At 50.6% G+C, this 26,110-nt stretch carries 26 protein-coding genes; 15 read left to right on the top strand and 11 right to left on the bottom strand.

The window, feature by feature from the left end:
* The first annotated feature begins 44 nt into the window (after nucleotides 1-44).
* From ACN06F_RS14015 to ACN06F_RS13990, 6 genes are all read left to right on the top strand, one after another.
* On the top strand, nucleotides 45-2,822 hold the full coding sequence (locus ACN06F_RS14015; protein ID WP_198348934.1) for an aminotransferase class I/II-fold pyridoxal phosphate-dependent enzyme: 2,778 nt from the start codon (nucleotides 45-47) through the stop codon (nucleotides 2,820-2,822).
* A 248-nt stretch (nucleotides 2,823-3,070) separates the two neighbouring features.
* The gene (locus tag ACN06F_RS14010) at nucleotides 3,071-4,567 is read left to right on the top strand and encodes an NAD-dependent succinate-semialdehyde dehydrogenase (protein ID WP_038477754.1); all 1,497 of its coding nucleotides are present in this window, start codon (nucleotides 3,071-3,073) and stop codon (nucleotides 4,565-4,567) included.
* A 70-nt stretch (nucleotides 4,568-4,637) separates the two neighbouring features.
* Nucleotides 4,638-6,071, top strand: a complete 1,434-nt coding sequence (locus ACN06F_RS14005) for an aspartate aminotransferase family protein (RefSeq protein ID WP_089039660.1) — start codon at nucleotides 4,638-4,640, stop codon at nucleotides 6,069-6,071.
* Nucleotides 6,072-6,202: 131 nt separating this feature from the next.
* Nucleotides 6,203-6,880 (top strand): haloacid dehalogenase type II, encoded by a 678-nt coding sequence (locus ACN06F_RS14000; protein ID WP_433924125.1) that lies wholly within the window; start codon nucleotides 6,203-6,205, stop codon nucleotides 6,878-6,880.
* Between the two features lie 61 nt (nucleotides 6,881-6,941).
* Nucleotides 6,942-7,289 carry a putative quinol monooxygenase gene (locus tag ACN06F_RS13995; RefSeq protein WP_433924124.1) on the top strand — a complete coding sequence of 116 codons (348 nt, stop codon included), beginning with the start codon at nucleotides 6,942-6,944 and terminating at the stop codon, nucleotides 7,287-7,289.
* A gap of 54 nt (nucleotides 7,290-7,343) precedes the next feature.
* Nucleotides 7,344-7,811, top strand: coding sequence for an S-ribosylhomocysteine lyase (locus ACN06F_RS13990; RefSeq protein WP_009721376.1), 468 nt, complete (start codon nucleotides 7,344-7,346; stop codon nucleotides 7,809-7,811).
* 179 nt (nucleotides 7,812-7,990) lie between these two features.
* Here ACN06F_RS13990 and ACN06F_RS13985 read toward each other — a convergent pair whose 3' ends face one another.
* On the bottom strand, nucleotides 7,991-8,698 hold the full coding sequence (locus tag ACN06F_RS13985; protein ID WP_433924123.1) for an inorganic diphosphatase: 708 nt from the start codon (nucleotides 8,696-8,698) through the stop codon (nucleotides 7,991-7,993).
* A 76-nt stretch (nucleotides 8,699-8,774) separates the two neighbouring features.
* Entirely contained in the window at nucleotides 8,775-9,434 is a 660-nt protein-coding gene (locus ACN06F_RS13980) for a DUF1826 domain-containing protein (protein WP_433924122.1), read from the bottom strand.
* A gap of 104 nt (nucleotides 9,435-9,538) precedes the next feature.
* On the opposite strand from ACN06F_RS13980, the gene dksA reads away from it, so the two are divergent.
* From dksA to ACN06F_RS13955, 5 genes are all read left to right on the top strand, one after another.
* A complete protein-coding gene (gene dksA, locus ACN06F_RS13975) occupies nucleotides 9,539-10,024 on the top strand; it encodes an RNA polymerase-binding protein DksA (RefSeq protein ID WP_433924121.1) in 486 nt (161 codons plus the stop codon).
* Nucleotides 10,024-11,145, top strand: coding sequence for a CobW family GTP-binding protein (locus ACN06F_RS13970; protein WP_433924120.1), 1,122 nt, complete (start codon nucleotides 10,024-10,026; stop codon nucleotides 11,143-11,145). Before dksA ends, ACN06F_RS13970 begins: the two co-directional genes overlap by 1 nt.
* Entirely contained in the window at nucleotides 11,142-12,026 is an 885-nt protein-coding gene (gene folE2 / locus ACN06F_RS13965) for a GTP cyclohydrolase FolE2 (RefSeq protein WP_433924119.1), read from the top strand. Before ACN06F_RS13970 ends, folE2 begins: the two co-directional genes overlap by 4 nt.
* A 117-nt stretch (nucleotides 12,027-12,143) precedes the next feature.
* A complete protein-coding gene (locus ACN06F_RS13960; protein ID WP_038477731.1) occupies nucleotides 12,144-13,181 on the top strand; it encodes a CNNM domain-containing protein in 1,038 nt (345 codons plus the stop codon).
* 102 nt (nucleotides 13,182-13,283) lie between these two features.
* The gene (locus tag ACN06F_RS13955; protein ID WP_038477728.1) at nucleotides 13,284-13,934 is read left to right on the top strand and encodes a peroxiredoxin; all 651 of its coding nucleotides are present in this window, start codon (nucleotides 13,284-13,286) and stop codon (nucleotides 13,932-13,934) included.
* Nucleotides 13,935-13,997: 63 nt separating this feature from the next.
* Here the strand turns inward: ACN06F_RS13955 and ACN06F_RS13950 are convergent, their stop codons facing one another.
* The 5 genes from ACN06F_RS13950 to ACN06F_RS13930 all read right to left on the bottom strand — a co-directional run bounded on the left by ACN06F_RS13950 (nucleotide 13,998) and on the right by ACN06F_RS13930 (nucleotide 17,968).
* Nucleotides 13,998-15,266 (bottom strand): methyl-accepting chemotaxis protein, encoded by a 1,269-nt coding sequence (locus ACN06F_RS13950; protein ID WP_433924118.1) that lies wholly within the window; start codon nucleotides 15,264-15,266, stop codon nucleotides 13,998-14,000.
* A 123-nt stretch (nucleotides 15,267-15,389) separates the two neighbouring features.
* Nucleotides 15,390-16,073: a DUF3047 domain-containing protein gene (locus tag ACN06F_RS13945; RefSeq protein WP_038477722.1), complete on the bottom strand. Its 684-nt coding sequence runs from the start codon at nucleotides 16,071-16,073 to the stop codon at nucleotides 15,390-15,392.
* Nucleotides 16,060-16,269 carry a zf-HC2 domain-containing protein gene (locus ACN06F_RS13940; protein WP_267900592.1) on the bottom strand — a complete coding sequence of 70 codons (210 nt, stop codon included), beginning with the start codon at nucleotides 16,267-16,269 and terminating at the stop codon, nucleotides 16,060-16,062. The genes ACN06F_RS13945 and ACN06F_RS13940 overlap by 14 nt, the downstream gene beginning before the upstream one ends.
* An 18-nt stretch (nucleotides 16,270-16,287) precedes the next feature.
* Nucleotides 16,288-16,857, bottom strand: coding sequence for a sigma-70 family RNA polymerase sigma factor (locus ACN06F_RS13935; protein WP_038477716.1), 570 nt, complete (start codon nucleotides 16,855-16,857; stop codon nucleotides 16,288-16,290).
* A 97-nt stretch (nucleotides 16,858-16,954) separates the two neighbouring features.
* A complete protein-coding gene (locus ACN06F_RS13930) occupies nucleotides 16,955-17,968 on the bottom strand; it encodes an isocitrate dehydrogenase (RefSeq protein ID WP_038486203.1) in 1,014 nt (337 codons plus the stop codon).
* A gap of 529 nt (nucleotides 17,969-18,497) precedes the next feature.
* Between ACN06F_RS13930 and ACN06F_RS13925 the strand changes: the two genes are divergently transcribed.
* Both ACN06F_RS13925 and ACN06F_RS13920 read left to right on the top strand, forming a co-directional pair.
* The gene (locus tag ACN06F_RS13925; protein WP_433924117.1) at nucleotides 18,498-19,988 is read left to right on the top strand and encodes a SulP family inorganic anion transporter; all 1,491 of its coding nucleotides are present in this window, start codon (nucleotides 18,498-18,500) and stop codon (nucleotides 19,986-19,988) included.
* A 19-nt stretch (nucleotides 19,989-20,007) separates the two neighbouring features.
* On the top strand, nucleotides 20,008-20,865 hold the full coding sequence (locus ACN06F_RS13920) for a universal stress protein (protein WP_198348942.1): 858 nt from the start codon (nucleotides 20,008-20,010) through the stop codon (nucleotides 20,863-20,865).
* A gap of 50 nt (nucleotides 20,866-20,915) precedes the next feature.
* Here ACN06F_RS13920 and ACN06F_RS13915 read toward each other — a convergent pair whose 3' ends face one another.
* The 3 genes from ACN06F_RS13915 to crcB (ACN06F_RS13905) are packed head-to-tail and all read right to left on the bottom strand — an operon-like array spanning nucleotide 20,916 to nucleotide 22,673.
* Nucleotides 20,916-21,890 (bottom strand): arsenic resistance protein, encoded by a 975-nt coding sequence (locus ACN06F_RS13915; protein WP_433924116.1) that lies wholly within the window; start codon nucleotides 21,888-21,890, stop codon nucleotides 20,916-20,918.
* A 13-nt stretch (nucleotides 21,891-21,903) separates the two neighbouring features.
* A complete protein-coding gene (crcB, locus tag ACN06F_RS13910; protein ID WP_433924115.1) occupies nucleotides 21,904-22,290 on the bottom strand; it encodes a fluoride efflux transporter CrcB in 387 nt (128 codons plus the stop codon).
* The gene (gene crcB / locus ACN06F_RS13905; RefSeq protein WP_433924114.1) at nucleotides 22,287-22,673 is read right to left on the bottom strand and encodes a fluoride efflux transporter CrcB; all 387 of its coding nucleotides are present in this window, start codon (nucleotides 22,671-22,673) and stop codon (nucleotides 22,287-22,289) included. Before crcB (ACN06F_RS13905) ends, crcB (ACN06F_RS13910) begins: the two co-directional genes overlap by 4 nt.
* Before the next feature lie 168 nt (nucleotides 22,674-22,841).
* On the opposite strand from crcB (ACN06F_RS13905), the gene ACN06F_RS13900 reads away from it, so the two are divergent.
* On the top strand, nucleotides 22,842-23,696 hold the full coding sequence (locus ACN06F_RS13900) for a universal stress protein (protein ID WP_038477699.1): 855 nt from the start codon (nucleotides 22,842-22,844) through the stop codon (nucleotides 23,694-23,696).
* An 11-nt stretch (nucleotides 23,697-23,707) separates the two neighbouring features.
* Here the strand turns inward: ACN06F_RS13900 and ACN06F_RS13895 are convergent, their stop codons facing one another.
* On the bottom strand, nucleotides 23,708-25,399 hold the full coding sequence (locus ACN06F_RS13895; RefSeq protein WP_433924113.1) for a 2-isopropylmalate synthase: 1,692 nt from the start codon (nucleotides 25,397-25,399) through the stop codon (nucleotides 23,708-23,710).
* A gap of 218 nt (nucleotides 25,400-25,617) precedes the next feature.
* On the opposite strand from ACN06F_RS13895, the gene ACN06F_RS13890 reads away from it, so the two are divergent.
* Nucleotides 25,618-26,103, top strand: coding sequence for an Lrp/AsnC family transcriptional regulator (locus ACN06F_RS13890; protein WP_083006767.1), 486 nt, complete (start codon nucleotides 25,618-25,620; stop codon nucleotides 26,101-26,103).
* The last annotated feature ends 7 nt before the right edge of the window (nucleotides 26,104-26,110 follow it).

Here is a 26,110-nt window from a genome sequence, read left to right as displayed (position 1 = left end):
AAGTGTCTTTTCCAGATAAATACCTAAAAAGGATGGGTGTCGTCATGCAAGAGAACAATTCAACCGAAACTTCCTACACCGCCCTGGGTTTTTATCACAAAATTTCCCAACTTCGTGCTGATACCTGGAATGAGCTTAAACGTGATTTGGGTATTTTGACGCGCCTTAAAGAAGAGGATCGCGCCAAAAACTTGATTAAAGCTATCGACATCAAGTTGACACGCTTAGAGATTATTGAGGACTACCACGCATTTCCATCCAAAGAGGATTTTCGCCACCTTTGGACGCTATTTAATCGCGGTGAATATGCGCTGTTGGATAAAGTCGTTAAGCGTTTGGTAAGGGCGTTGATCAGTGAGTCCTATCGTCGACGGCATGTAGATCTTTCTGAGACGGATGCGGGTGCTGAAGACATGGAAGCACTGGACGCCCTTAATCAACTTCGCCGCGGGCACCCGGCTTCCAATAGTTCGGCGCAACCTTACTTTGAACTGCTGATCGTAGATAATCTTTCTAACCAGGAAGAAGATGTGGTGCGTGAAGCATTTCATAACATGCGCCGATCTGAAGATCGCTTTGTTTACGATGTTGTAACGGTAAAAAGCTTTGAAGATGCGTTGATTGCCATATTGGTGAATCCTAATATACAAGCATGTCTGATTCGCTACGAGTTTCCGTATAAGTCCAAGTATAACCTCAGTGCTTTGCGTAATTATCTGGAAGGTCTCTCAGAAAATGAGCTGGAGCACCATAGCGAAGCTGATCGCAGTATCCTGCTGAGTTCGATGATTCATGAGTTGCGCCCAGAAATTGATCAATTTCTGGTGACGAGCGGTGATGTTGAAGCCACGGCAAGCCGAGATATTAAGCACTTCAACCGTATCTTCTACCGCGAAACGGATTACATCGAGCAGCATCATACGATTCTACGCGCCATTGATAATCGCTATCGCACACCATTTTTTGATGCTCTGCGTGAATACAGTAGAAAGCCCACAGGGGTATTTCATGCCATGCCCATTTCCAGGGGCAAGTCGGTGACTCGGTCCCACTGGGCAGGGCACATGATCGACTTCTACGGCATTAATATTTTTCTGGCAGAAACATCAGCAACATCCGGGGGACTAGACTCTCTGTTGCAACCGTTTGGGCCAATCAAAAAGGCACAAGAGTATGCTGCCCGCGCCTTTGGAGCTCGTCGTAGCTTCTTTGTGACTAATGGTACGTCCACTGCCAATAAGATTGTGGTGCAGGCGCTAATTAAGCCGCGAGACATCGTGTTGATCGATCGTGACTGTCACAAGTCGCATCATTACGGCATGGTTTTAGCCGGTGCACATGTCAGTTATTTAGACTCCTATCCGCTTGATGATTATTCCATGTATGGTGCGGTGCCGTTGCATGAAATCAAGAAAACGCTGCTGTCCTACAAGCGTTCCGGACAATTGCACAAAGTTAAGATGTTGTTGCTGACCAACTGCACCTTCGATGGCATCGTCTATAACGTGCGCCGAGTGATGGAAGAGTGTTTGGCGATTAAACCAGATCTGGTTTTTCTTTGGGATGAAGCATGGTTTGCTTTCGCTGGTTTTAACCCGACGTATCGGCCACGTACGGCTATGAATGCGGCACGTACGTTGCGCGATCGTTACCGAAGCGAGAGTTATCGGGAAGAGTATGCGGCTTGGAAAGCCGAGTTCGATAAGCTCGACCCAGAAGATGACGCTACATGGCTTGACCAGCGACTGATGCCCGACCCAGATGAAGTACGTATTCGCACCTATGCTACTCACTCAACCCACAAAACGCTGACTTCATTACGCCAAGGCTCAATGATTCACGTGTGGGATCAAGATTTTCGTCAGAAAGTGGAGGCTTCTTTCCATGAAGCCTACATGACTCACACTTCTACTTCGCCCAACTATCAGATTGTGGCATCGCTGGATGTGGGAAGAATGCAGGCGGAAATGGAAGGTTTCGAACTGGTACATGCCCAGGTAGAGACGGCGCTTTCGCTCCGCGAACAGCTCTACACCCACCCATTACTGCAGAAATATTTCCGCGTATTGAAGAATAGCGACATGGTGCCTGAAGCCTACCGCGAGTCGGGTGTAGAGTCCTATTACGACCCGGTGACGGGTTGGAATAAGATGGAGGAAGCCTGGGCGCGAGACGAGTTTGTTGTTGACCCTTCCCGTGTCACGATTGCCATCGGCAATACTGGGGTTGATGGCGATACATTCAAAAATGAATACCTGATGAATAAGTACGGTATTCAAATTAACAAAACTTCCCGCAACACCGTACTGTTTATGACCAATATCGGCACGACACGGGGCTCTATTGCCTACCTGCTGGATGTGCTGATCAAGTTGGCGAAAGAGTTCGAATATCGCTTGGAAGACAGTAGTCGTCCTGAGCGCAAAATCATCGAAAATCAGGTGCATTCGCTGAATCATGATTTGCCGCCACTACCTGACTTCAGTCGTTTCCACGATGCCTTCCGGCCGAATCCCGATACGCCCCAGGGCGATATTCGTTGCGCTTACTTTCTAAGTTACGACGAAGAGAATACTGAGTACTTACGCTTCGATAATGGCAAGTTGCAGGCGCAGATGCGTGCCGGTCGCGATGTTGTATCGGCAAGTTTTGTCATCCCTTATCCGCCAGGATTTCCGGTGTTAGTACCAGGGCAGGTCATCAGCGAAGAAATTTTAGCGTTTCTTCAGGCGCTGGATGTCACTGAGATCCACGGCTATCGGCCGGAGTTAGGGCTAGTGGTGTTTACCGAGGAAGCCTTGATTAACCCCGCAGCAGGTTAAATGCAGCAGATTAAATAGAGGCGCTGCCAAAAAAAAGCACTTTAAAGGTAGCTTTCACAAAAAAAGCGCCGGAATTATCCGGCGCTTTCAAAAACACTTCGTGCGGTATCTCCCTTACGCTAGACACACTGAAACAGCCCATCGAGACGTTGGGCTGTATAGCGATTTTTTAGCAACATTTTTCTGTGCAACGGTTTGTCGCCAGCGATTGGCTTCACCGTAACTGGCTGCAACCTGGGGAGGTGCCCATGACCACACTATCGACCACGCTCACTAAGCGCTTGGAAGATCCGCGTCTGTTCCGGCAGTACGCCTACGTAGACGGTAAATGGACCCACGGTGACGGCGGCCGCGAAGAAGCGGTGTATGACCCGGCGACCAATGAAGCCATTGGCCACATTCCCTTGCTGGAAGCGGAACAAATTACCGCTGCCGTGGATGCTGCTGAAACTGCCTTTGTACAGTGGCGTGCCCTACGCGCTGACGAGCGCTGCGAGCGCTTGCTGGCTTGGTACGATTTGATTCAAGCCAATCGTGAAGACCTAGCCACCATCATGACGTTGGAGCAGGGCAAGCCGCTGCCGGATGCCCGTGGCGAAGTAGAGTACGGTGCCAGTTTCGTACGTTGGTTCGCTGAAGAGGGTAAACGCACCTACGGTGAAACCATTCCAAGCCATATTCCTAATGCATCACTGGGCACCATTAAAGAGCCGGTAGGCATTGCGGCGATGATTACGCCGTGGAACTTCCCGCTGGCAATGATTACCCGCAAGGCCGCAGCGGCGTTGGCCGCTGGATGTCCGGTGATCATCAAGCCTGCCAATGAAACGCCGTTCTCTGCGCTGGCGCTGGCGGAGCTTGCCGAGCGAGCAGGGATTCCGGAAGGTATTTTTAACGTCGTACTGGGTGATCCTGCAGAAGTCTCTAAAATTTTGTGCAGCGAGCCGCGTATCCGAGCGCTCTCTTTCACTGGCTCCACCCGTGTTGGCCGCTTGCTGATTGAGCAGAGCGCAAATACGGTCAAACGGCTATCGCTGGAATTAGGTGGCAATGCGCCGTTTATCGTTGGTCCGGATATGGATCCCAAAGAGGCAGCCTATGCTGCAGTCTCGGCCAAGTTTCAAACGGCTGGGCAAGATTGCCTAGCCGCTAACCGCATTTTGGTTCACGAATCTATCCATGATGAGTTCGTTGAGCAATTTACCGAGCGTATGGCGGCACTTACCGTGGGTAACGGATTGCACGGTGAAGTTGACCTTGGCCCGCTGATTCATCGCCAGGCAGTCGAAAAAGCAGCATCGATTGTTGATGATGCGATTTCCAAAGGTGCCACTATGATTGCTGGTGACCAGAGCCAAGCACCGGGCGATAACTTCTTTATGCCAGTGCTGTTGACCAATGTAACACCGCAAATGAAAGTCTGGCGTGAAGAGAACTTTGCCCCGGTGGCCGGTATTACCGCTTATAGTACCGATGACGAAGTTATTGAAATGGCCAATGACACCGAATACGGCTTAGCGGCCTATATCTACACCCATGATATTCGTCGTATCTGGAAGCTAATGCGGGCGTTGGAGTATGGCATGGTTAGCGTCAACTCCGTGAAAATGACAGGCCCACCGGTACCTTTTGGTGGCGTGAAACAGTCCGGCCTTGGCCGTGAAGGCGGCGCTACTGGTATCGATGAGTATTTAGAAACGAAGTACTACTGTCTTGGGGCATTAGGTTCAGTATCGGGAAGTTGATATCCAATCGGTTTTATTAATTTAAGCATCCTCCTCACACGGTGGGGAGGGACTGTATAGAGAGAACGTTATGAGCTTGCATCAGGATCTGATCGAACGCGACCGTAAAGTCACTTTTCACGCCTCTACGCACCTGCGCGACTTCGCCCACGGCGATTTGCCAGGTCGTGTTATCACTGGCGGTAAAGGTATTAATATCGTAGATAAAGATGGCCGTGAGTTTATCGACGGCTTTGCGGGCCTTTACTGCGTCAATATTGGCTATGGCCGCACTGAAGTTGCTGAAGCGATCTATAAGCAAGCGCTAGAGCTTTCTTATTACCACACCTATGTAGGCCACTCGAACGAGCCGCAGATCGAACTTTCTGAGCGTATTCTGAAAATCGCTGGCATGAACATGTCCAAGGTGTATTACGGCATGTCAGGCTCTGATGCGAATGAAACACAGCTCAAAATAGTACGTTACTACAACAACGTGTTGGGACGTCCGCAGAAGAAAAAAGTGATCTCGCGTATGCGTGGTTACCACGGTTCCGGCATCGCATCTGGTTCGCTAACTGGTCTTAAAGCGTTCCACGACCATTTTGACCTGCCAATTGACACCATTCGCCACACTGAAGCGCCGCACTACTATCTGCGCGCGGCAGAACAGCACGGTATGACAGAACTCGAGTTTTCTGCCTACTGTGCTGAGAAATTAGAGGCAATGATTCTGGAAGAAGGCCCCGACACCGTCGCAGCATTTATCGGTGAGCCGGTGCTGGGTACCGGTGGTATCGTACCGCCGCCAGAAGGCTATTGGGATGCGATTCAAGCAGTGCTGAACAAGTATGACGTGCTATTGATAGCCGACGAGGTCGTGTGTGGCTTTGGCCGTACCGGTTCGGACTTCGGTAGCCACCACTACAACATGAAGCCTGATTTGGTCACCATTGCTAAGGGGCTAACCAGCGCGTACCAGCCGCTTTCTGGCGTGATTGTTGGCGACAAAGTATGGAAAGTGCTTGAGCAGGGTACTGGTGAGTTTGGTCCCATCGGCCATGGCTGGACCTATTCAGGTCACGCACTAGGCTGTGCCGCTGGCCTTGCCAATTTGGATATTATCGAACGCGAAAACCTAGTGGGTAACTCTGCTGAAACTGGCGGCTACTTCCAGCAGCAGCTCAAGGCTACCTTTGAAGGTCACCCGTTGCTTGGCGACGTGCGCGGCGTTGGCCTAATGGCCGCTCTAGAGTTCTCGCCAGACGCCAAACAGCGCTTGCATTTCGACCCGGCGTTGAAAGTTGGCCCGCGTGTTGCAGCAGCGGCAATGGAAGAAAACCTGATCGCCCGTGCGATGCCACAAGGTGATATTCTGGGCTTTGCACCGCCACTGACTATTAACCGTGATGAAGTTGACGAAATGATTGGTCGCGCCAAACGCGCCATTGATCGCGTGACTGATGAACTGGTGCGTTCCGGTGATCTTAAAACCGGTGAGCAAGAAGCCGCCTTTACGATTTAATAGCGCTTAACGCTCCCCAAACGCCGCTGCCTATCGCAGCGGCGTTTTTGTTTTTGAAGAGGGCAGCTATGCTAAATGCATGAGATCATCTATCTCCCACCATTATCCGATCCATCAGGCTAGGAGTTATCATGCAACCGGTACTTGCTTTTGATGTATACGGCACGCTCATTGATACCCAAGGGGTAACGGTTGAGCTGGAGCGCCGCCTAAGTGACGCAGCCAAAGCTGGGGATTTTGCTAAGCGCTGGCGGGAAAAACAGCTGGAATACAGCTTTCGCCATGGTTTGATGGGGGCTTATGTGCCGTTTTCGGAGTGCATCCGGGAGGCATTAGTGTTCACTGATCGTGCGATGCAAATCGGTCTTTCTGATAACGATCATGACCACTTAATGGCGGTTTATGCGGAGTTACCTGCATTCCCAGATGTGGTGCCTGCCCTAGACCAACTACGTGATGCTGGAATTCGCTGTGTGGCATTTTCTAACGGCACTCAAGAAGCTGTAATTAAGCTACTGGCCCGCGCGGGCGTGGAAAACCACATGGATGCGGTGGTAAGTGTTGATGACGTTAAGCGCTTCAAGCCTGATCCTGCAGTATACGCCTACTTACGCGAACGTTTAGAAGCACGCCCAGAACATACCTGGCTGATTTCCAGCAATCCTTTTGATGTGATTGGAGCAACGCATGCAGGTTTACATAGCGCCTGGGTGCGCCGCCACCCTGATGCGCCGTTCGACCCTTGGGGTGGAGAGCCGGATATGACAGTGCCAGATTTGGAAATGCTGGCCGAACGAATGAGCCGTTAGGTTGTTAACCCACACCGACAAGCCGCATAATGGTGCCAACTTAACCGCTTAGGATATGACCATGTCGGATAAAATTTATTGTATCGCCAGCTTTAAGCCCAAAGCTGGAAAAGAAGAAGCGGTATTTAAAGCGCTGCAATCATTAGAACCAAACACCCATCGCGAAGATGCTTGTATTCACTACACTGTGACTCGGCAAATCGACAATCCGTTTGCCCAGGGCACCAGCTACCCGATCGTGTTTCATGAAATCTGGGCCAGCCGAGAAGAGTTTGAGGCCCATTGTCAGCGCAAAGAGATACAAGATTTTTTCGCTAAGCACGTCGAGTCACCCGACGGCGATATTGAAGATGCCAACGTGTGTGTTTATACCGACGAGCCGTGGAATTTCGACGCTCCCAAGGTGTGAAAAACGGTAACGGTGTAGAATAAGTAAGCGTTGTACCTAGATGACGGAGCCAACATGACTGAAAAGAAAATGAACGTCGAAAGCTTTAACTTGGACCATACCAAGGTAAAAGCACCTTACGTGCGTTTGGCCGATATTAAAGAAGGCCAAAATGGCGACCGTATCCACAAGTATGATCTGCGTATTTGCCAGCCTAACAAAGAGCACATGGAGATGCCTGCGCTGCACTCCCTGGAGCATCTGATGGCTGAAATGTCGCGTAATCACACCGATAAAGTGGTTGATATTAGCCCGATGGGTTGCCAAACCGGTTTTTACATCGCGATGATTAACCACGACGATTATGACGGCGTGCTAAGCATTATCGAGCAAACGCTCAACGATGTACTGACCGCCACGGAAGTGCCCGCCTGTAATGAGATGCAGTGCGGCTGGGCCGCCAGCCACAGCCTGGAAGGTGCCCAGAAGCTAGCCAAAGGCTTGCTGGCTAAGCGCAGTGAGTGGACCGAAGTATTTGCTTAAACGGTAAGCACGTAATATCGGTAATACGCCTCCTTATTGGGGGCGTTTTAGTGTTAGTCCATTAACCAATGGAAAACGCCCAATAACGTTAAGCATGGGGAAGGTATGAACATCACTGCTCTATCAATCGAGCAGTGATGTTTAAGCGATTTAAAATACGACGGTTTGATTTAATCAGATTATTGCGTGGCTGAAAAATTCTCAGCAGCTGCTTCTAGTACGGCTAATGCAGACTCGGCGTCTTCAAACCCTAGACCTTCCATACCACCGTCAGGGCCTTTGTAATTCGCGAACCAGATATCAACAATCTGGCTAACACCAGGGAACTCACTATCGAGTTGCTGCATGCTTTCAATATGGGCAAATGGTGAATCCTGGGTAAGCACCGCCACCAGTTTGTCGTCTTGCTCACCGTCGTCTAACATTTTTAAAACGCCAATAACACGTACATCAACGACTTCACCGCGCGGTAATGCTTGGCCTAATACGATGACATCTAGTGGGTCACCGTCACCGCCTAGTTCTTTGGGCAAGGCGGTACCCGGGATGGCGCCATAATTGCCGGGATAACCCAGGTAATTTACAACGCGCGGCTCGCCGTCTTTATATTCCCAATAAACCGCGTTCAGGTCTTCTTTGCTAACTTCCCATTTGGCAGATGTGCCAGTTGGTATTTCGATAATGGCGTTGGCATAACCATTGCTATTAATGGCATCCATCGCCATTAAATCGACATCACCGACAATGGTGAAATCATCTTTTAGGGTCATGTCTGAGGTATAGGGCGTTGTTTCAGAAAAGGCTAGATTGCCTAATGACTCCGCATGCGCCGTAGAGGTTAACATCGAGATGCTTATAACACCTGCAAGCAGTAGTTTGTTATGCATGACCATTCCTGTAAGCGATTTAATTCGGTAAACCCTATCAGGTGGGAGTGACGAATTAGTGACAGGGGTAAGTCGATCAAGCGGGGTCTATCGTTAGCAATAGCCGCTTTTGACCTGCCTCCAAAGAGGGGCTGCGGTGCACTAAGCCATGTTCTTCACAGCCCACCCAACCGCTGCCTTTTAGCAACGCGATGTCACCAGCCAGCAAACGCTGAATGGCAGTTGGGTCGTTGATAATCTCGGGGCGATCAGGCGTTGGCGCACCTAGCCCTGCGCGGTTAATCGCATTTTCAGGCAACCACTCGCTGCCTGGGCCGACATAGGTGGTCAATAAACGTACCGGCAAGTTGTCGCAGTGAAAACGTGGGCACATCGCCGCTGTTAATAAGCGTAGACGAATGCCAACAGTGTCGGTATCAAACAGGAATGCGATGGCTTCAGCAATGGTTGCGATATCGTCAACCAACGCATCTCCTGCTGAGGGCTCTGGGAGCTTTCGACGCAAGTCATTTTTAAAGTCATCTGTAGGACTGCCAAGCCATGCATACTGCCAGTCTCGCGATGTTTGGCTCTGTGCGTTTGCGCTAAGCGCCACATCGGCGGGCAGAGCGCGTTGCAGAATAGCGATGTTAATCTGCTCTTCAAATATACGCGGAAGCACGCTGATGTCGGTATCCCGTGCGGCGTGTTGTGGTAGCGGCCAGGATGCTGCTTGATGAGAGTGTGGGGTGGGCATGTAGGTCTCCTGTTACGTTTAGCAGTGCATTAGCATTGAGAAAGGTTAGGTCGCAGAGCTCTATTTGTTATGTTATAACGTTTTTATCAATAGGAGGCTATACATTGCAACCCGATATCACTCAGTCAGTAACTGCCAGAGCAGACAGTGGCGCTGAATTCCTAGATGCAAAAAAAGCTGAGGAGGCTTTGCTGTTGGCCTCATCAGCAGACGAGTACATGAATGCCGTACAGCTTGCGTTTTTCCGTCAGCGGCTTTTGAACGAACGTGCGGAGCTTGAGGCGCATTTAAACGAGGTGAAAACGGCTATCGCCTCCCATGAGAGAGATAGCGACGAGGCTGATCAGGCCTCGTTTGAGGAGGAACTGCGGTTGTCACTTCGCCAAGCAGATCGCGAAAGTCGGTTGATCACTAATATTGATGCAGCCTTACAGCGTATCGAAAATGGTGAATACGGCTTCTGTGAAGAAACTGGCGAGCCCATTGGTCTCCCACGGCTACTTTTTCGTCCCACGGCAAAGCTTTGCATTGAGGCAAGGGAGCGCCAGGAGCGTAAAGAGCACCATTTCCGCAAGGCACGGGGGGAGTGATGCAGTTCTCCACGCTGACACCGGTTAACGTACTGACCGGTTTTTTAGGGAGCGGTAAGACAACGTTACTCAATCGTTGGGTACGCCAAGCGTCAATGCAAAACACGCTGATCGTAATTAATGAGTTTGGTGATATTGGGCTAGATCATCAGTTGATTACCCAGAGTGATGAGCAAGCGGTGGTGGAGATGAGCAGCGGCTGTTTGTGCTGCACATTGAGGGGGGACTTAAGCCGTACGCTAAAGCAGGCTATTGATTCGCTGTTGGCAGAGGGAAAACCAGCACCTTCCCGTGTTGTGATTGAAACCACAGGACTGGCCGATCCCGCCCCTATTTTACAGCTGTTAATGACCGATCATTGGCTTGCCCACCGTTTCCAGTTGGATAGCGTGGTGTGCTGTGTTGATGCCGCGAACGGAGAGGCAACGTTGCAGGCGCATCGTGAGTCACAGCGCCAGATAGCGATAGCAGACCGATTGCTCATCACCAAAACTGACCTGGTCGACGAAGTCCGCCTAACACCACTGGCTAACCAACTGGCGTCCATCAATCCGGCAGCAGAACAGTGGCAGGTAGTGAACGGTAATCTTTCGCCCGAGTTATTGGTAGGCGCAGGGCTCTTTCGTCGGGATTCTCAACGATACCAGGTAGAGCAGTGGCTGAAGTCAGCACATTACAGCGTTATCCATGCTGAAGATGTTAAGCACGAGGGGGAGCAGCAGGGCGACAGTAACGCTGCTTTTGTGCAGCCCACTAGCCAGCCAACGCTGACTCGGCATGGGGAGAATATCAATACGTTTTGTTTTTGCGTTGAGGGATTAATTACCCCAGACGCTTTGGAAAACTGGCTGGATCTATTGATGTCGTTGATGGGCGAGAAGATGCTACGCATTAAAGCGATTGTTCACCTTACCGATCGTGATGAACCGCTCGCACTGCACGGCGTTCAGCACATTTTCCATCCGCCGACGCCTCTGCCGAAGCAGTGTGTTAATGACCGCATTTCTCGGTTTGTCTTCATTACTCAAAATGTCGCGCCTGCCACTGTGGCGCAGCTTTATCGTTATTTTACACCCTTTAACTCATCAGCTAACTCATCAACGAACGAGGCAATTCAATGACGGCTTTTACTTTACCCGATATTGCCCAACAACCTGCCCGTTTACCGGGCACGCTTTCCTGGGTTGGTATGGAAGGTATTGCGTTGCCAGTACAGCTGGCGGGGAGCCAAGTGAACGCCAATGTGTCAGCGGGCGTTAGCCTTGAAGAAGCCGGTGCTCGTGGTATCCACATGTCACGGCTATATACCGCATTGGATGCATTAGAGCACCAGACGCTAACGCCCACGTTAATTCATCGTGTTCTTGCTGCTTTTTTAGAGAGTCACCAAGCATTATCAGAAAATGCTTACCTAACGTTCAGTGGGGAGGTATTACTTAAACGTGACGCGCTGATCAGCCCTTTGTCAGGTTGGAAAGGCTATCCGTTTACACTGCACAGCCAGCTCACACCGTCAGGTTTCAAGGTAGAGCTAGACGTATCCGTTGGTTACTCCTCAACTTGCCCCTGCTCAGCGGCATTAGCAAGACAGCTAATCCAGCAAGCGTTTGTGGAAGATTTTGAAGAGATCCCCTTAACCAAGCAGGCCGTACTTGCGTGGCTAGGCAGCGAGGAAGGCGTACTCGCCACTCCACATAGTCAGCGCAGTGTTGCCCACTGTTCCATACGGCTGGCAGGAAACGATGTTATTCCGCTTGCCGACCTTATTGAGCGTATTGAGAACGCCCTGGGGACAGCGTTACAGACAGCTGTTAAACGTATTGATGAGCAGGCATTTGCGCTCGCCAATGGTCAGAATCTGATGTTCTGCGAAGATGCAGCCAAACGTCTGGACGGAGCGCTTAGTAGGATGGCTGATATTTCAGGCTTCCAGCTAAAGGTAGTTCACGCAGAAAGTTTACATGCCCACGATGCAGTGGCGAGAAGTGAATGGCAGTGGTGAGAAATGTTCATGAGAAATGAGGTTAGCTGGCTGTAAGAAAATAAAGATGTGTTTACGCATTGACACCAAGCAGTCGTGACCTTATATACGATGCATCATCCATCACTATGAGCTCCCATGTTCCTTCTTATCACGATTGCTACCCTTTCAATCGCGTTCTCTTTTCTGTGCTCTATCCTTGAAGCAGCGTTGCTGTCTATTACGCCAAGCTATATCGCCAAGCAAAAAGAAGATAATCCCAAGCTTCATGCCGCGCTGACGAAGCTAAAAACCAATATTGATCGGCCGTTGGCCGCGATCTTAACCCTTAACACTATTGCACATACGGTCGGTGCAACGGCAGTAGGGGCGCAGGCCGCGGTCGTGTTTGGCGAAGCATCTATCGCCATTGTGTCTGCCGTCATGACCATGCTGATTTTAATTCTTTCTGAAATCATTCCCAAAACGATTGGTGCTACCTATTGGCGAGGCCTATCACCGGTGTTGCCACGGTTACTGAACCCAATGATCATTGGGTTGCTGCCGTTTATCTGGATGTCCGAACAGATTACGCGCCGTTTAGGGAAGTCAGAGCATGATGTTGACCTGCGCGATGAAATTAAAGTGTTGGCGCGGGTAGGTTTAGAAGAGAAAGTGTTGGATGCGGATGAGTCACGCACCATTATTAACATGTTGAATTTGCATGAAATTGCGGTTAATAAAGCGATGACGCCCCGTACTGTCTGTGAAACGGTATTGCCTAACATGACGGTTAAGGAGTTTGACGAGCAGTATGGCAAAATGCCATTCACTCGTTTCCCTGTGATGGATAACGGTGAGCAGGCATTTGGTTATGTCCACAAGGCCGATATGTATCACGCCGATGATGCCAAAACTATGCGCGAGCTGATGCATCCGATTGGCAGTGTCGACGTATCGAACAATGTCGAGCAGGTGTTTACATCAATGTTAAAGGATCACTTGCACATGCGGGTGGTTTATGATGAACACGGCACCTTTGTGGGCCTTATCACCCTAGAAGACATCATTGAGACGATATTAGGTCAAGATATTGTCGATGAAACCGACAGTGTGGCGAACTTGCGCCACTATGCAAAACAGCGCTGGGTAAAGCGCATCAAGCGGGAAGAGAAAGACGTCAAATCGCTGGATTGAGCAGAGCAAATGTTTCACTGCTATAGCGCTAAACGTTCTATAGTGAAGGTGTTGAAAGTCATATAAGGTATTAAGGTCACTTGACCCTAATGAGGAGGAACGATGTCATTACGTATCAATGCGGTAGTGCCTGATTTCGAAGCAGAAACTAGCCAAGGCCCGATTCATTTTCACGACTGGATCGGCGATAGCTGGGCGATCCTCTTTTCTCATCCTAAAGATTTCACCCCGGTCTGCACCACAGAATTCGGCGCAGTGGCAACGCTGAGCCCCGAATGGGAAAAGCGCGGCACCAAAGTCATTGGCGTCTCTGTGGATGGCGTTGAAGACCACAAACGCTGGGCAAGCGATATCGAGAAAGTTTGCGGCAATACGGTTGGCTTTCCCATTATTGCCGATGAAGGCCTAAAGGTTTCCAAGCTGTTCGATATGCTGCCAGAAGATGCTTATCTGCCAGATGGCCGCACCCCTGCCGATAGCGCAACGGTACGCTCGGTGTTCATTATCGGGCCGGATAAGCAGTTGAAACTATCGATGACCTACCCGATGACGGTAGGCCGTAATTTCGCAGAAATTCTGCGTGCGCTGGATGCACTGCAAGCTACGGCAAAACATGGTGTTGCAACGCCTGCTGACTGGACAGTTGGTCAGGACGTTATTATTCCGCCGAGCGTTTCTGATGAAGATGCCAAGCAGAAGTTCGGTGAATTTGACGCTGTTCTGCCGTACCTGCGTAAAACGAAATTGCGCTAATAAGTTAACGCTACCTTGTTTTAAGACTAAAAAAACTCGCCATGAACATGGCGAGTTTTCTTCTTAAGAAGGTGCTAAAGAGAGTCGTTCGATAGAGTGAGAAACATTCTGCGCGCCTTGCAAAATTTCGCTCACAATTGACTCTATTTCTTTAACACTCGTTTGACTGCTTTCACCTTGCTTGACCACTTGCTGCATTGCCTGAGTGGTGCGGGCGACAAGTGCATTATTTTCTTTTAGAACTCGAGTGATTTCGCTCACCGCTTCACTTGATCCTTTGGCTAATTGGCGTACTTCATTTGCTACAACCGCAAATCCACGGCCCTGTTCACCTGCTCTTGCGGCTTCCACCGCGGCATTTAATGAAAGCAAGTTTGTTTGGCTGGCAATTTGCGCGATTGATGCAGTAATTTTGTTAATCTGTTCCGCTTGTTGGTTTAGTGCAGTGATTAGTTGCTGTGCTTCGTTGAGCGCATGGGCGGCATGTTGTGAGTCAGAAAGCACCGTTTGCAAGTGGGTTAACCCATTTTGAGCAATTCGCTCGGTTTGGCTAGACGATGCTTGAGCGCTGCTTACTGTGGCTTTAGCCGCTTCAGTTGCCAGCATTGCTTGAGTGATATCGGTAGCAAACTTAACGACCTTTACCACCTTACCCTCGTCATCAAAAATAGGGTTATAAGTAGCTTCCAGCCAAACGGCGCCTCCTTTGGCATTTCGGCGTAAGAACTTACCCTGCTTATATTCCCCTTGACTTAAGCGTTGCCAGAAATCTGAGTGTTCTCGGTAAAAATCATTATCGCAGAACAGTCGATGATGTTCGCCACGAAGTTTGTGCAGAGGATACCCCATTACTTGTTCAAAATTAGTATTGGCATCCAGAATAAAGCCGTCAGTTGTGAATTCAATGACTGCCATTGAGCTATTTAGGGCTTGAAGAATGAAACGTTCGCTAGCGGCGTTTTGGTGCTCTTTGGTCACGTCAGTGGCTACTTTTAAAATCTGTACAACGTTGCCACGACGGTTCTTGATCGGTAAATAGGTGGCCTCAAGCCATACCTCTTCGCCAAGTGCGTTCATGCGCCGAAAACGCCCCTGTTGGCTTACACCTGCTGCAAGTGATTTCCAAAAATCATCATATTGACGGTTAGACGTTTCTTCAGGAAAACAAAAAATACGGTGATGCTGCCCCTTAATATCAGCTAATAAGTAACCCATAGAGGCTAAAAACTGCTCACTAGCCTCTTGGATAATGCCTTCCGATGAAAAATAGATACACGCAGTATGTTGGGTTAGGGCGCTACGTAAGGCGTCAGAAGCGAAATATGCGAGCATTGGTAGTCCCTTGAATCTAGTCTGTTGTCACCGAGAATAGGGTGATAGTAGATCAGATCTTGATAAAAGGCACTCTGTTTGTAATGGTTTTGTACAAATAAGTAGTATGCTAGCCTTATTTGACTATTGGGGACATGTAGGGGGAGTGCTAAGGCTAGAAAAGCCTAGTTGGGTAAACCACGCAGTGGCGTTGCCGCCTGTATTATCACCATCACTCATTAAGGCGATACCGTTGACTTGGCTAGGAGCGTTGCCAAAAAGAGCTTGGTAGTCAGCACGGACATCGCGTACTTCTGCCACCCACTCCCCAACCGCGCTATTGCCACTTTGCAGCGCCATCAGTTGTGCTCGGTCAGTAAAGGCATTTGGCCACGAGGCACCCTGAGGTTGGGTAGAGGACCAGACATAGTTAACCGATTCGACCTGCCAGGGAAGAATCCCCGTCTTACGCGCCACATAAACCCGTGCTGGATAGTCATCGCCCGCTTTCGTAGTTTCATCAACGCCCGGATAGATTGAGTCTACTTGCCAGCACCAGTGAAGGTAGGGCGTTTCATTTAAGTCAATATCGCGTTCCAGGTAGCGTGCAGAGGCCTGGCCCTGAGCATTGGCTTCAAGCACTCGTTGGCCTGATTTCTCAACAATGGAATAGCGTGTTTCGCCTTCGAAGCTTCGGGTAGGCCAGGTCATGATTTGGTTAGGTGTAAAGCGTATCTCTTGCCCGCTAGCGGTTGTGAGCAATAACGGGCTAAAAAACAGGCTCGCTAGTACTGTTGCTTTGATGGGGAAAGCGCTAGCGAGGCTCATAATGACTACCGCTGTCTGTTGAGCTTTTGGGTGCAGCAGGGTGGTGCTCACCAATTTTGTGAAGCAGGTCAAATTGGCGGGCACAGGCGCGGCAGGCGCTGCACATAGAGAGATGTATGCGTAGTGCAGTACGTTCGCGAAAGGTGAGTGCTCTATCTTGTTTAAGTGACATCAAACGCGTTGCTTCACGGCACATTAGCATCTTTATTGGCTCCTACTGAATCCAGCCGTTATCCAAACAGGCTCTTAACCTTAGCCGTGCTCGGTGTAAGATAACCCAACAGTTAGTTTCTGTTATGTCGAGTTCCTTACAAATATCCTGTGTCGATAATCCCATCAGCTCTCGTAAGGTAAATACGCGTGCGATACTGTCAGGTAGCGCTATTAAACAAGCATCGAACACTTGCCAGAAGCGCTGATTCTCTAAAATATGCTCAGGTTCTCCCCAGTCGTGCGGGCGGGCGCTGGGCTGCCAATGCCCATTTGATTTGAATAGTCGGTCTAACGTGTCCTCGTCGATTGAGTCATTTAGCGGCTGCCAGCGCCCCTGTTTTTTCTGCTGGCGCAGATGGTCAAGTATCTTAAATTTCAAGATGCCAAATACCCAGGTTTCAAATTCTGAGCGCCCTTCAAATGAACTGGTTTTTTCAAACGCGGTGAGCAACGTTTCCTGAACGGCATCTTCAGCGGCAGCACTCTCCCTAAGCTGCAAGCGTGCAAATGCAAGCAGGCGGGGGCGGATATGTCTGAAGTGTTCGGCAGCTTGCTGTGAGGAGATAGGCAATATGAGCGTCCCTAAGCTAAGAAAAGTCAGGCTTAAAGCTCAAGGATCCCATCACCGCGTAAGATGCGTTGCGGTGACGGGAGAAGCACCTAAACAGTTAAGCGGTTAAGTGCTCTACGAGCGCTTGGGCAAATGTATCGGTTGTGCCGGTGCCGCCCATGTCGGGTGTCACCATATCGCGGCGTGTCTCCAACACCGCGCGAATTCCGTGACGAATCGCGTCGCCTTTTTCGTTCATGCCTAAATGGTCAAGCATTTGGGCGGCTGCTAGTAGCAGGGCGCAAGGGTTGGCGATTTTTTGTCCGGCAATATCCGGTGCTGAACCGTGAACTGCTTCAAAAATAGCAGCCTTTTCGCCGATGTTAGCACCGGGCGCTAGACCTAATCCGCCAACTAGCCCTGCACATAGGTCAGAAAGAATATCGCCAAACAGGTTGGTGGTGACAACGACATCGAACTGGTGCGGATTCATCACTAGCTGCATGCAGGCGTTATCTACAATCATTTCCTGGAATTCGATCTCGGGATACTCTTTGGCGACTTCCCGAGCGACATCCAAAAACAGGCCAGAGCTGGTTTTAATGATGTTAGCTTTATGTACAGCGGTGACTTTCTTACGGCCGTTATTTTTGGCTAGCTCAAACGCATAGCGCACAATGCGTTCGGAACCCTGGCGGGTTACCTTGATGACTGAAATGCCGGTATTGCCATCGTCAATCATCTCTTGGCCATCAGAGAGGTAGGCGCCTTCGGTGTTTTCCCGCACGGTAATCATATCGATATCGCTGTAACGCGAACGCGTACCGGGGAAGCTAATCGCAGGGCGCACGTTAGCGTACAAGTCAAAATGACGACGCAGTTGCACATTGATGGAGGAGAAACCTTTGCCAATAGGGGTGGTCAGCGGGCCTTTCAGGGCAATACCGTACTTCTCGATGGCATCAAGCGACTCTTGAGGAATCAGCGTACCGTGTTTTTCAAGCGCCGCCAGGCCAGCATCGATAAACTCATAATTCAGACCGCACTCCAGCGCATCAAGCACGCGCAGGGTGGCATCCATAATTTCTGGGCCGATACCGTCGCCTTTAATCACCGCAATTGACTGACTCATCATCTACTTCTCCTCTTTGGCGGGCATATTCGGCACGTGGCTATGTGTGCCGCTTCAACATAAAACGTTGGCAATTGTCATCGTTTCTGGTGGCGCAATGGTACGCCACAATCAGTCGCGAGGTCACCCTGCCTAAGTAGAGGTGGGGGCGTGTCAGCGCGTATCACGGTGTGGGCTACCAGAGTGGCGTGAGATGCAATGCGACTGTGATGCTGTTAGAATGCTGCGCTTTGTCGCATCTTGCTTATTGCAACCGTACAGAATATTACTTATGACTGCATTTACTCACATCTTTTCTGGGCTGATGACTCCGCCCTAAGTAATTCCCTCCTTTATATAAGCGCCATGACGCCTATCGCGTTTTGTCGGCGCTTGTGCATCCTATGGCCGTTCATTGGCTATTGATGCTGCCCCGTATCTTCGTGATGCAGCACTGTTTTGACAACCTATTCGCTTAATTGCGCGTTCTCGCTTCACCTCGGTGTGGCGGTAGTGCGTAGTGTTTCACCTTCAACTATGGACTCCCTGAATGGCACTTTTCAGTAAGCAAGAGTGGTTCTCTAACGTCAAAGGCGACACGCTCTCAGGCATCGTCGTTGCCCTAGCGCTAATTCCTGAAGCGATTGCATTTTCGATTATTGCGGGCGTTGACCCCAAAGTGGGCCTATACGCCTCATTTTGTATCGCGGTAGTGATCGCCTTTACTGGTGGTCGTCCAGGTATGATTTCAGCAGCTACCGGTGCGATGGCGCTACTGATGGTTACTTTAGTTCGTGAACATGGCCTGGAGTACTTACTGGCGGCCACGCTATTGACTGGGGTATTACAAATTATCGCAGGCTACTTAAAACTTGCAGAGCTGATGCGTTTTGTATCCCGTTCGGTGGTCACCGGGTTCGTGAATGCGCTAGCGATATTAATCTTCATGGCGCAACTGCCCGAGTTAACTAATGTGACGTGGCATGTGTATGCCATGACGCTAGCAGGCTTAGGCATTATCTATCTCTTCCCGTACTTGCCGGCGATTGGAAAGTCGGTTCCTTCTCCTCTGGTATGCATCGTGGTGCTTACCGGGGTGTATATGGTAAGCGGCATAGATATACGCACGGTAGGTGATATGGGCGAACTGCCCGATACACTGCCAATGTTCTTATGGCCTAGCGTGCCACTTAATTTAGAAACGCTAATGATCATCTTTCCCTACGCCATCATGCTGGCGGTGGTGGGCCTTCTTGAATCTATGATGACAGCCACTATTGTTGATGACTTAACGGATACACCCAGCGATAAAAACCGTGAGTGTAAAGGTCAGGGTATCGCTAATATCGGATCGGGTTTACTGGGCGGTATGGCAGGCTGTGCAATGATTGGTCAGTCAGTCATCAACATAAAATCCGGTGGCCGGACTAGGCTCTCAACGCTTATCGCTGGTGTTGTTCTGTTGTTGATGGTGGTCTTCCTCGCGGATTGGGTCTCGCAGATTCCTATGGCAGCGCTGGTAGCGGTGATGATTATGGTATCGATTGGCACCTTTAGCTGGGAGTCGATTCGTGACCTTAAGAAACATCCGATGAGTACCAATATCGTTATGCTAGCCACAGTGGCGGTGACTGTGGGGACGCACAATTTAGCAATTGGTGTCTTTGTAGGTGTACTGCTGGCGGCGATGTTCTTTGCTAACAAAGTCGGCAACATCATGTATATCGGCTCGAAAGAAGTAGAGCCCGGTAAAGAGCGTGAATACCAAGTGGTTGGCCAAGTGTTCTTTGCCTCTTCTGAGCGTTTTATTGCGGCCTTCGATTTTAAAGAGAGCATCGATAAGGTCACCATCAACCTTTCCCGCGCCCACTTCTGGGATATTACCGCCGTTCAAGCCCTGGACCGCGTGGTGATTAAATTCCGTCGTGAAGGTACTGAGGTCGAACTGGTGGGCTTGAGCGCAGCCAGTGCCACTGTCGTCGACCGCTACGCGGTACACAACGACCCTGAAGCGGTTGAAAAGCTAATGGGCGGCCACTAACCACCGCAAGGAGAGCGATATGACTGAACACGTACTCGCCGCGATTGACGGCTCCCAGTATGCAGAAAGCGTCTGTGACTACGCCGCTTGGGCAAGCTTGGCATTAAATGCGCCGCTTAGCTTTGTGCATGTGGTGGATAATCATTCTGACGTGCCAGCAGAGCAAAATTTGTCGGGTAACCTAAGATTTGGTGCCCGCGAGCGATTGATGAAAGAGCTTTCTGAGCTTGATGAACAGCGCGCTAAGGTAAATCGTGAACAAGGCAAGCTTATGCTGGAAGCTGCCAAGGCACGAGCAGTAGAAGATGGGGTCGTTGATCCCATTATTCGCCAGCTTAACGGCACGCTGGTCGAAACCTTGGTAGAGCTAGAGAAAGACATACGTTTGTTGGTGGTAGGCAAGCGTGGTGAAACCGCTCACCATGCCAGCGGCCACTTAGGTTCAAACCTTGAGCGTGTGGTGCGTGAAATGCATCGCCCAATTCTCATGGTGCCCAAAGCCTTTAAGCAGCCTGAAAGGGTGCTGATTGCGTTTGACGGTAGCAAAACTGCCCGTAAAGGGGTGGAGATGCTGGCGCGTTCTCCGTTATTTACCGGTACCGAATGCCATGTGCTGATTGTGGGTGCTGAAACCGCTGAGCATCGCAGCGAGCTTGATTGGGCGTTGACTACGCTACGCGATGCTGGCCACCAAGCCGAAGGCGCCATCCGTTCTGGTGAGGTAGACGACACCTTGCAAGCGTACGAGAAGGAGCATGCGATCGACCTTCTAGTGATGGGCGCTTATGGCCACTCGCGTATTCGCCACTTGCTGGTCGGCAGTACCACCACGGCGATGTTACGCGGTAGCCGAATTCCTGTACTGATATTGCGTTAATCAATACGTACGCTTTAACGTCGGTCGCCACGCTAAGGGGCCGGCGTTTTTTATAGCTGGCTCGGAATTAGCTTGCCGGGCACCCAGCGTATCAACGCTATCATGCCAAATAACTCCACTAGCGATTGAAAAACAATAACAACTACCGCGGCTTGCCAGCCATTGGGCAGGGTAAGCGCAATGGGCAACATGACAAACGAATTGCGTGTGCCAAAACTAAATGCAAGTGTTCGGGCGCTGGCAGGCGGTAGTTTGAATAGACTGCCTAACGTTTTACCCAACAACCCAGCGATGACTAAAAAGCCGATAAAGATAAACATAACCTGCCACAGCACATGGCTAAGCCCTAGCACGCTATTCACCTGTGACGCGGCAATGACTAGCACCACCAGCGCAAGTAGCGGTATTGGTAGATAGCCGAGATACCCAGAGGCTTGGTTAATGACATGGTAGCGCTGGGCAGCTAATTCCGTCAGCCATGCCAAACCTAGGGGCAGTAACATTAGCCCCGCAAATGCGCTGAGAAGGTCTGCAGAAAAGGTTAACTGAAACCACTCGTCGCCTAAAAATAGCCACAGATAAACGGGCAATGCGACCATTTGGATGAGCAGCAGCAGTGGCGTTGCCGCAACCGCGCGGGCGGCATCGCCTTTGCCTAAGTGCGTGAAGGTAATAAACCAGTCTGTGCAGGGCATCAGTAGCACTAGCAAAACACCAGCCATTACCGATGGGGGAAGTGGTAGCCCCACTACTAAAAGACCTAGCACCAACACTCCGAGTAGCGCAGGAATGATAATGAAGTTGCCAATCAGCAGCGCTGCCATAAAGCGTTTATCGGTAACGCTTTGCTTGATATGTAATAGCGGTATTTGAGTAAAAGTGGCGTAGAGCAGTATGCCGAGGAGCGGCCATAGCAGCTGTTCAAGTGATGACGCTAGTAAGGGAACTATCAGACCCAACGTAAGCCCTAAGCAGATAAATCCCAGGTAAAGCCAAGACTGTTGTCGCTCTAACTGCTCGCGCATGAAATACCTACGGTTATAGACGAGAAAGCGCTATGCGTTCTCCTAGCCAGGCCACCAGTAACCAAAGCGGTAGGCTGATAAGTACATAAAGCAGCGCTAGCCCAGAAAGCCCCTGTTGAATAAGGTGCAATGTTTCCAGGCTAAAGAGTGAAAACGTGGTAAAGCCGCCGCAAAAACCGGCCACTAACAGCGGCTGCCAGTGCGCAAGCTTGCCGTTAGGAAAACGTGAGGCGGTAGCGGCAATCCAACCGATGATCCCAGAACCCAGCACGTTAACCAGCAGCGTGCCCCAGGGGAAATAGCCACCAAATGCTGCCAAAGACACGAGAGATACCCCGTAGCGAAGTGCACTGCCAAGCCCACTACCAATCCCGACGGCTAGGTAAGCTCGCCAGTTCATAGCAACAACCCCTTAGCTAACAGCCAACCGAGCATGGCCATCACCATGCCGAGCACTAGGGTAGCAGCAATATTTAAGGCGGCACGCAGCGCTTGGCCGCTTTGCCACAGCTCAATAGTTTGTAAGCTAAATGAAGAAACGGTGGTGTAGCCACCTAGCAAGCCTGCAACAGTAAATAGCCACAGCGGCTGTGTGGTTGGCACGCCGTAGTAACCAAGAAGTCCGCCCGCTATAAACGCACCGCTGGCATTCACCAGTAAGGTACCCCAAGGGAAGGCTTTGCCCAGCAGGTGGGCCATAAGGTTAGAAACGGCATAGCGACCCATGCCGCCCAATGCGCCGCCAAGTGCTACCAACAGCATGCTCGCGATACCATGCCCCATCGTAACTCCTTTAACTGGCCGCGTTGATAGGCTGCTAAGTGTACCACCTACCCCATAACGATAGGGATGAACACAAAGAACGCGTTAAGGTGTCGCTGGTCAATAAGTTCGTGTAAAAAAGAATGAGAATAATAAAATCTTAACGCACCCGCTCAAGGAGTCGCTTTTATGTCTGATCGCGTGTTCGCCGCTATTGATGGATCTCAGTATTCAGAAAGTATCTGTGATTATGCTGTCTGGGCCGCCAAGGCACTTGGTGCGCCATTAAGCTTTATTCATACCCTCGATAACCACGCCCAGGTGGCAGAACCTGATCTAACCGGTAATTTAGGCTTAGGGACCCGAGAGCATCTGCTTGAAAAGCTTTCTGATATTGAAGAACAGCGCGCGAAAGTTGCCCGTGAGCAGGGGCGCTATATGCTCGATGCGGCAAAAGCTCGCGCAATCGAAGCTGGTATTACTGATCCACTCTGCCTTCAGCGTAACGGAACGTTGGTAGAGACCTTGGTTGAGAACGAAAAGGAGATGCGCTTACTGGTACTAGGCAAGCGTGGCGAAACTGCGCATCAAGCCAGTGGCCATCTCGGCTCTAACCTTGAACGCGTTGTGCGTGAGATGCATCGCCCACTATTGATGGTGCCTAAGCAGTTTACGCAGCCGAAAAACGTGATGATGGCGTTTGATGGCAGCAAAACGGCTCGCAAAGGCATTGAGATGCTGGCCAAAAGCCCGCTCTTTGAAGGTGCTGCCTGCCATGCTGTGATCGTGGGCGCTGAGACGGCAGAAAATCGATCACAGCTTGAGTGGGCAATTGATGTTCTTGAGTCTGCTGGCCACCACGCTGAAGGCGCAATTCGCGCTGGCGAAGTGGAAGAAACCTTGCGCGCTTATAAGCAGAAGCACGGTATTGACCTGTTGGTCATGGGTGCCTATGGGCATTCGCGTATTCGTCACTTGCTGATTGGCAGCACGACGACCGCCATGCTACGCAATGCCCATTTGCCGGTGCTGATTCTGCGCTGACTTGTGAAAGATTATGCTTCTACTTCGACATCCGCACCTTCCTGCTGATGCTGCTTGGTGGCCTGCGCCATATTAATGCCTGACAGCAGCGCCTTCAGCGATGCGCTAACGGTGTCACTATCTTCGGCCACAGCGCAAAGTCGTTGTCCATCAATATTCAGCTGCACAAAGGCAATCGCATTGGCTTCGCTGTCGCCACCCAAGGAGTGCTCACTGTAGTCAATAATGGCTACATTGCTGCCTGAATGCTTCTTCCAGGCATCAGTGAAGGATGACATGGCGCCGTTGCCGGTACCTGACAAGCGCAGTGTTTCAGAGCCTTGCCAAAGGGTTATTTCTATTCCCTCGTGCTGGCCTTTTGATAGCCGGTAATCGGCCAATGCCAGTGGCGCATCCTGAGTGAAATTATCAAACATCACTTGGCGAATGATTTCACTAGAAAGCTCGCCGTTGCGGCGCTCGCTCTCTTGTTGCACGTAAGGGGCAAGGGCCAGCATCATCCAACGCGGTAAATTAATGCCGTAGTCTCGCTCCAACAAAAAGGCCATGCCACCTTTCCCAGACTGGCTATTCACCCGGATAACGGCTTGGTAGTCGCGGCCAATATCATGCGGGTCAATGGGTAGATAAGCCACTTGCCACGGCTCGTCGGGCTTTTGATGCTTGAGGGATTTACGAATAGCATCCTGGTGGCTGCCAGAAAACGCGGTATACACCATCTCGCCAACCCAGGGATGGCGCGGATGCATAGTAATACCAGTACACTCATGCACCACCTGAACGATCTCGTCCGGGTTAGAAAGATCCAGCTGCGGGTCGATGCCTTGGCTGTACAGGTTCATCGCCAAGGTGACAATATCCATATTGCCGGTGCGCTCGCCGTTACCCAGTAACGTGCCTTCGACGCGGTCAGCTCCCGCCAACAGTGCCAATTCTGCTGAGGCGACTGCGCCACCGCGGTCGTTGTGGGTATGTACCGAAATAATCACGCTGTCGCGACGGCTAATGTGCTGGCAAAAGTATTCAATCTGGTCAGCATGATGATGTGGCCCCGCAACTTCAACCGTGGTGGGCAAGTTGAGGATGCATTTGTTGTCAGGCGTTGGCTGCCAGACATCCATCACGGCTTCGCAGATGGCCAGTGAAAAATCGATTTCAGTGCTAGAGAAGCTTTCCGGCGAATATTGGAAACGCCAGTCAGCATCTGGGTGTTGGGCAGCATAGGTCTTCACCCAGGTAGCGCCTTGCACGGCAATATCGGTAATGCCAGCTCGATCCATCTCAAACACCCGCTCGCGCTGGATGGTCGAAGTGGAGTTATACAGGTGAATAATGGCGCGCTTGACGCCCGTCAGCGATGCAAAGGTTTTCTCGATTAAGTGTTCACGGCACTGCACGAGTACCGCAATAGTGACATCGTCTGGAATTTGGTCTTCTTCAATTAGCCAGCGGACAAAGTCGTAGTCTGGTTGGCTAGCCGAGGGGAAGCCCACCATCACTTCTTTAATACCCACTTTAATAATCTGCTGCCAAAAGCGCTGCTTTTGCTCAACCGTCATCGGCTCTAATAGCGCCTGATTGCCATCGCGTAGGTCTTCACTTAGCCAAATGGGCGCTTGAGTTAGGTCGCGGTCAGGCCATTGGCGGTTGAAGGCGGGAACACGCGGAGCAGGGCGGTATTTGCGATGATCAAAAGCAGACATGGTGAGTTTCCTGAAGGCATTGAGTTAGTTGGGCGGCCGCTTGTGGCGTAAGCCGCGTTAACAGGTGTCTGGGTAAGGCACCGTGTAGGGGCTGCTTGTGACAGTCAATACAGTTTACTTGAAGTTAGGCGAAAGGTTATTGCGAAAGTGTGGTTATATCGCCAATAATTGGCAGTAAATATCGATTATTTTGTTTTTATTGGTAGGAGCTGCTTTTTATGCCAGTCGTGCCGCTTGAGCTTGATCGCTTTGATCGCCATATTCTGAATGTGTTACAGCAGGAGGGACGGATTAGTAATCAGGAGTTAGCCGAGCGTATAGGGCTTTCCCCATCCCCCTGCTTGCGCCGAGTGCGTGCGTTAGAAGAGCACGGGTTAATTACCCAATACCGGGCCGATGTTGATGCACGACAGTTAGGCTATCAACTGATGGTGTTGCTACATATTTCAATGGATCAACATACCCCCGAACGGTTTGATAACTTCGAACGCCATATTCGTAAAATTCCTAACGTGATTGAGTGTTTGATTATCACCGGCCAAGCGGCGGATTTTCAGCTTAAGATACTGGTACGTGATATGGACGACTATCAGCATCTTTTACTGCACGTGATCAACCGTATTGAAGGGGTTACTGGCGCCCACACCAGCTTTGTTTTGCGGCGAGTCTTCGAGCATCGGCCTGTGCCTACGGAGCGCGCTTGATGAAGAA

The organism is Vreelandella sp. 21 (assembly GCF_050995515.1).
Lineage (GTDB): Bacteria > Pseudomonadota > Gammaproteobacteria > Pseudomonadales > Halomonadaceae > Vreelandella > Vreelandella alkaliphila.
This window is presented reverse-complemented; position numbering and strand designations above follow the sequence as displayed.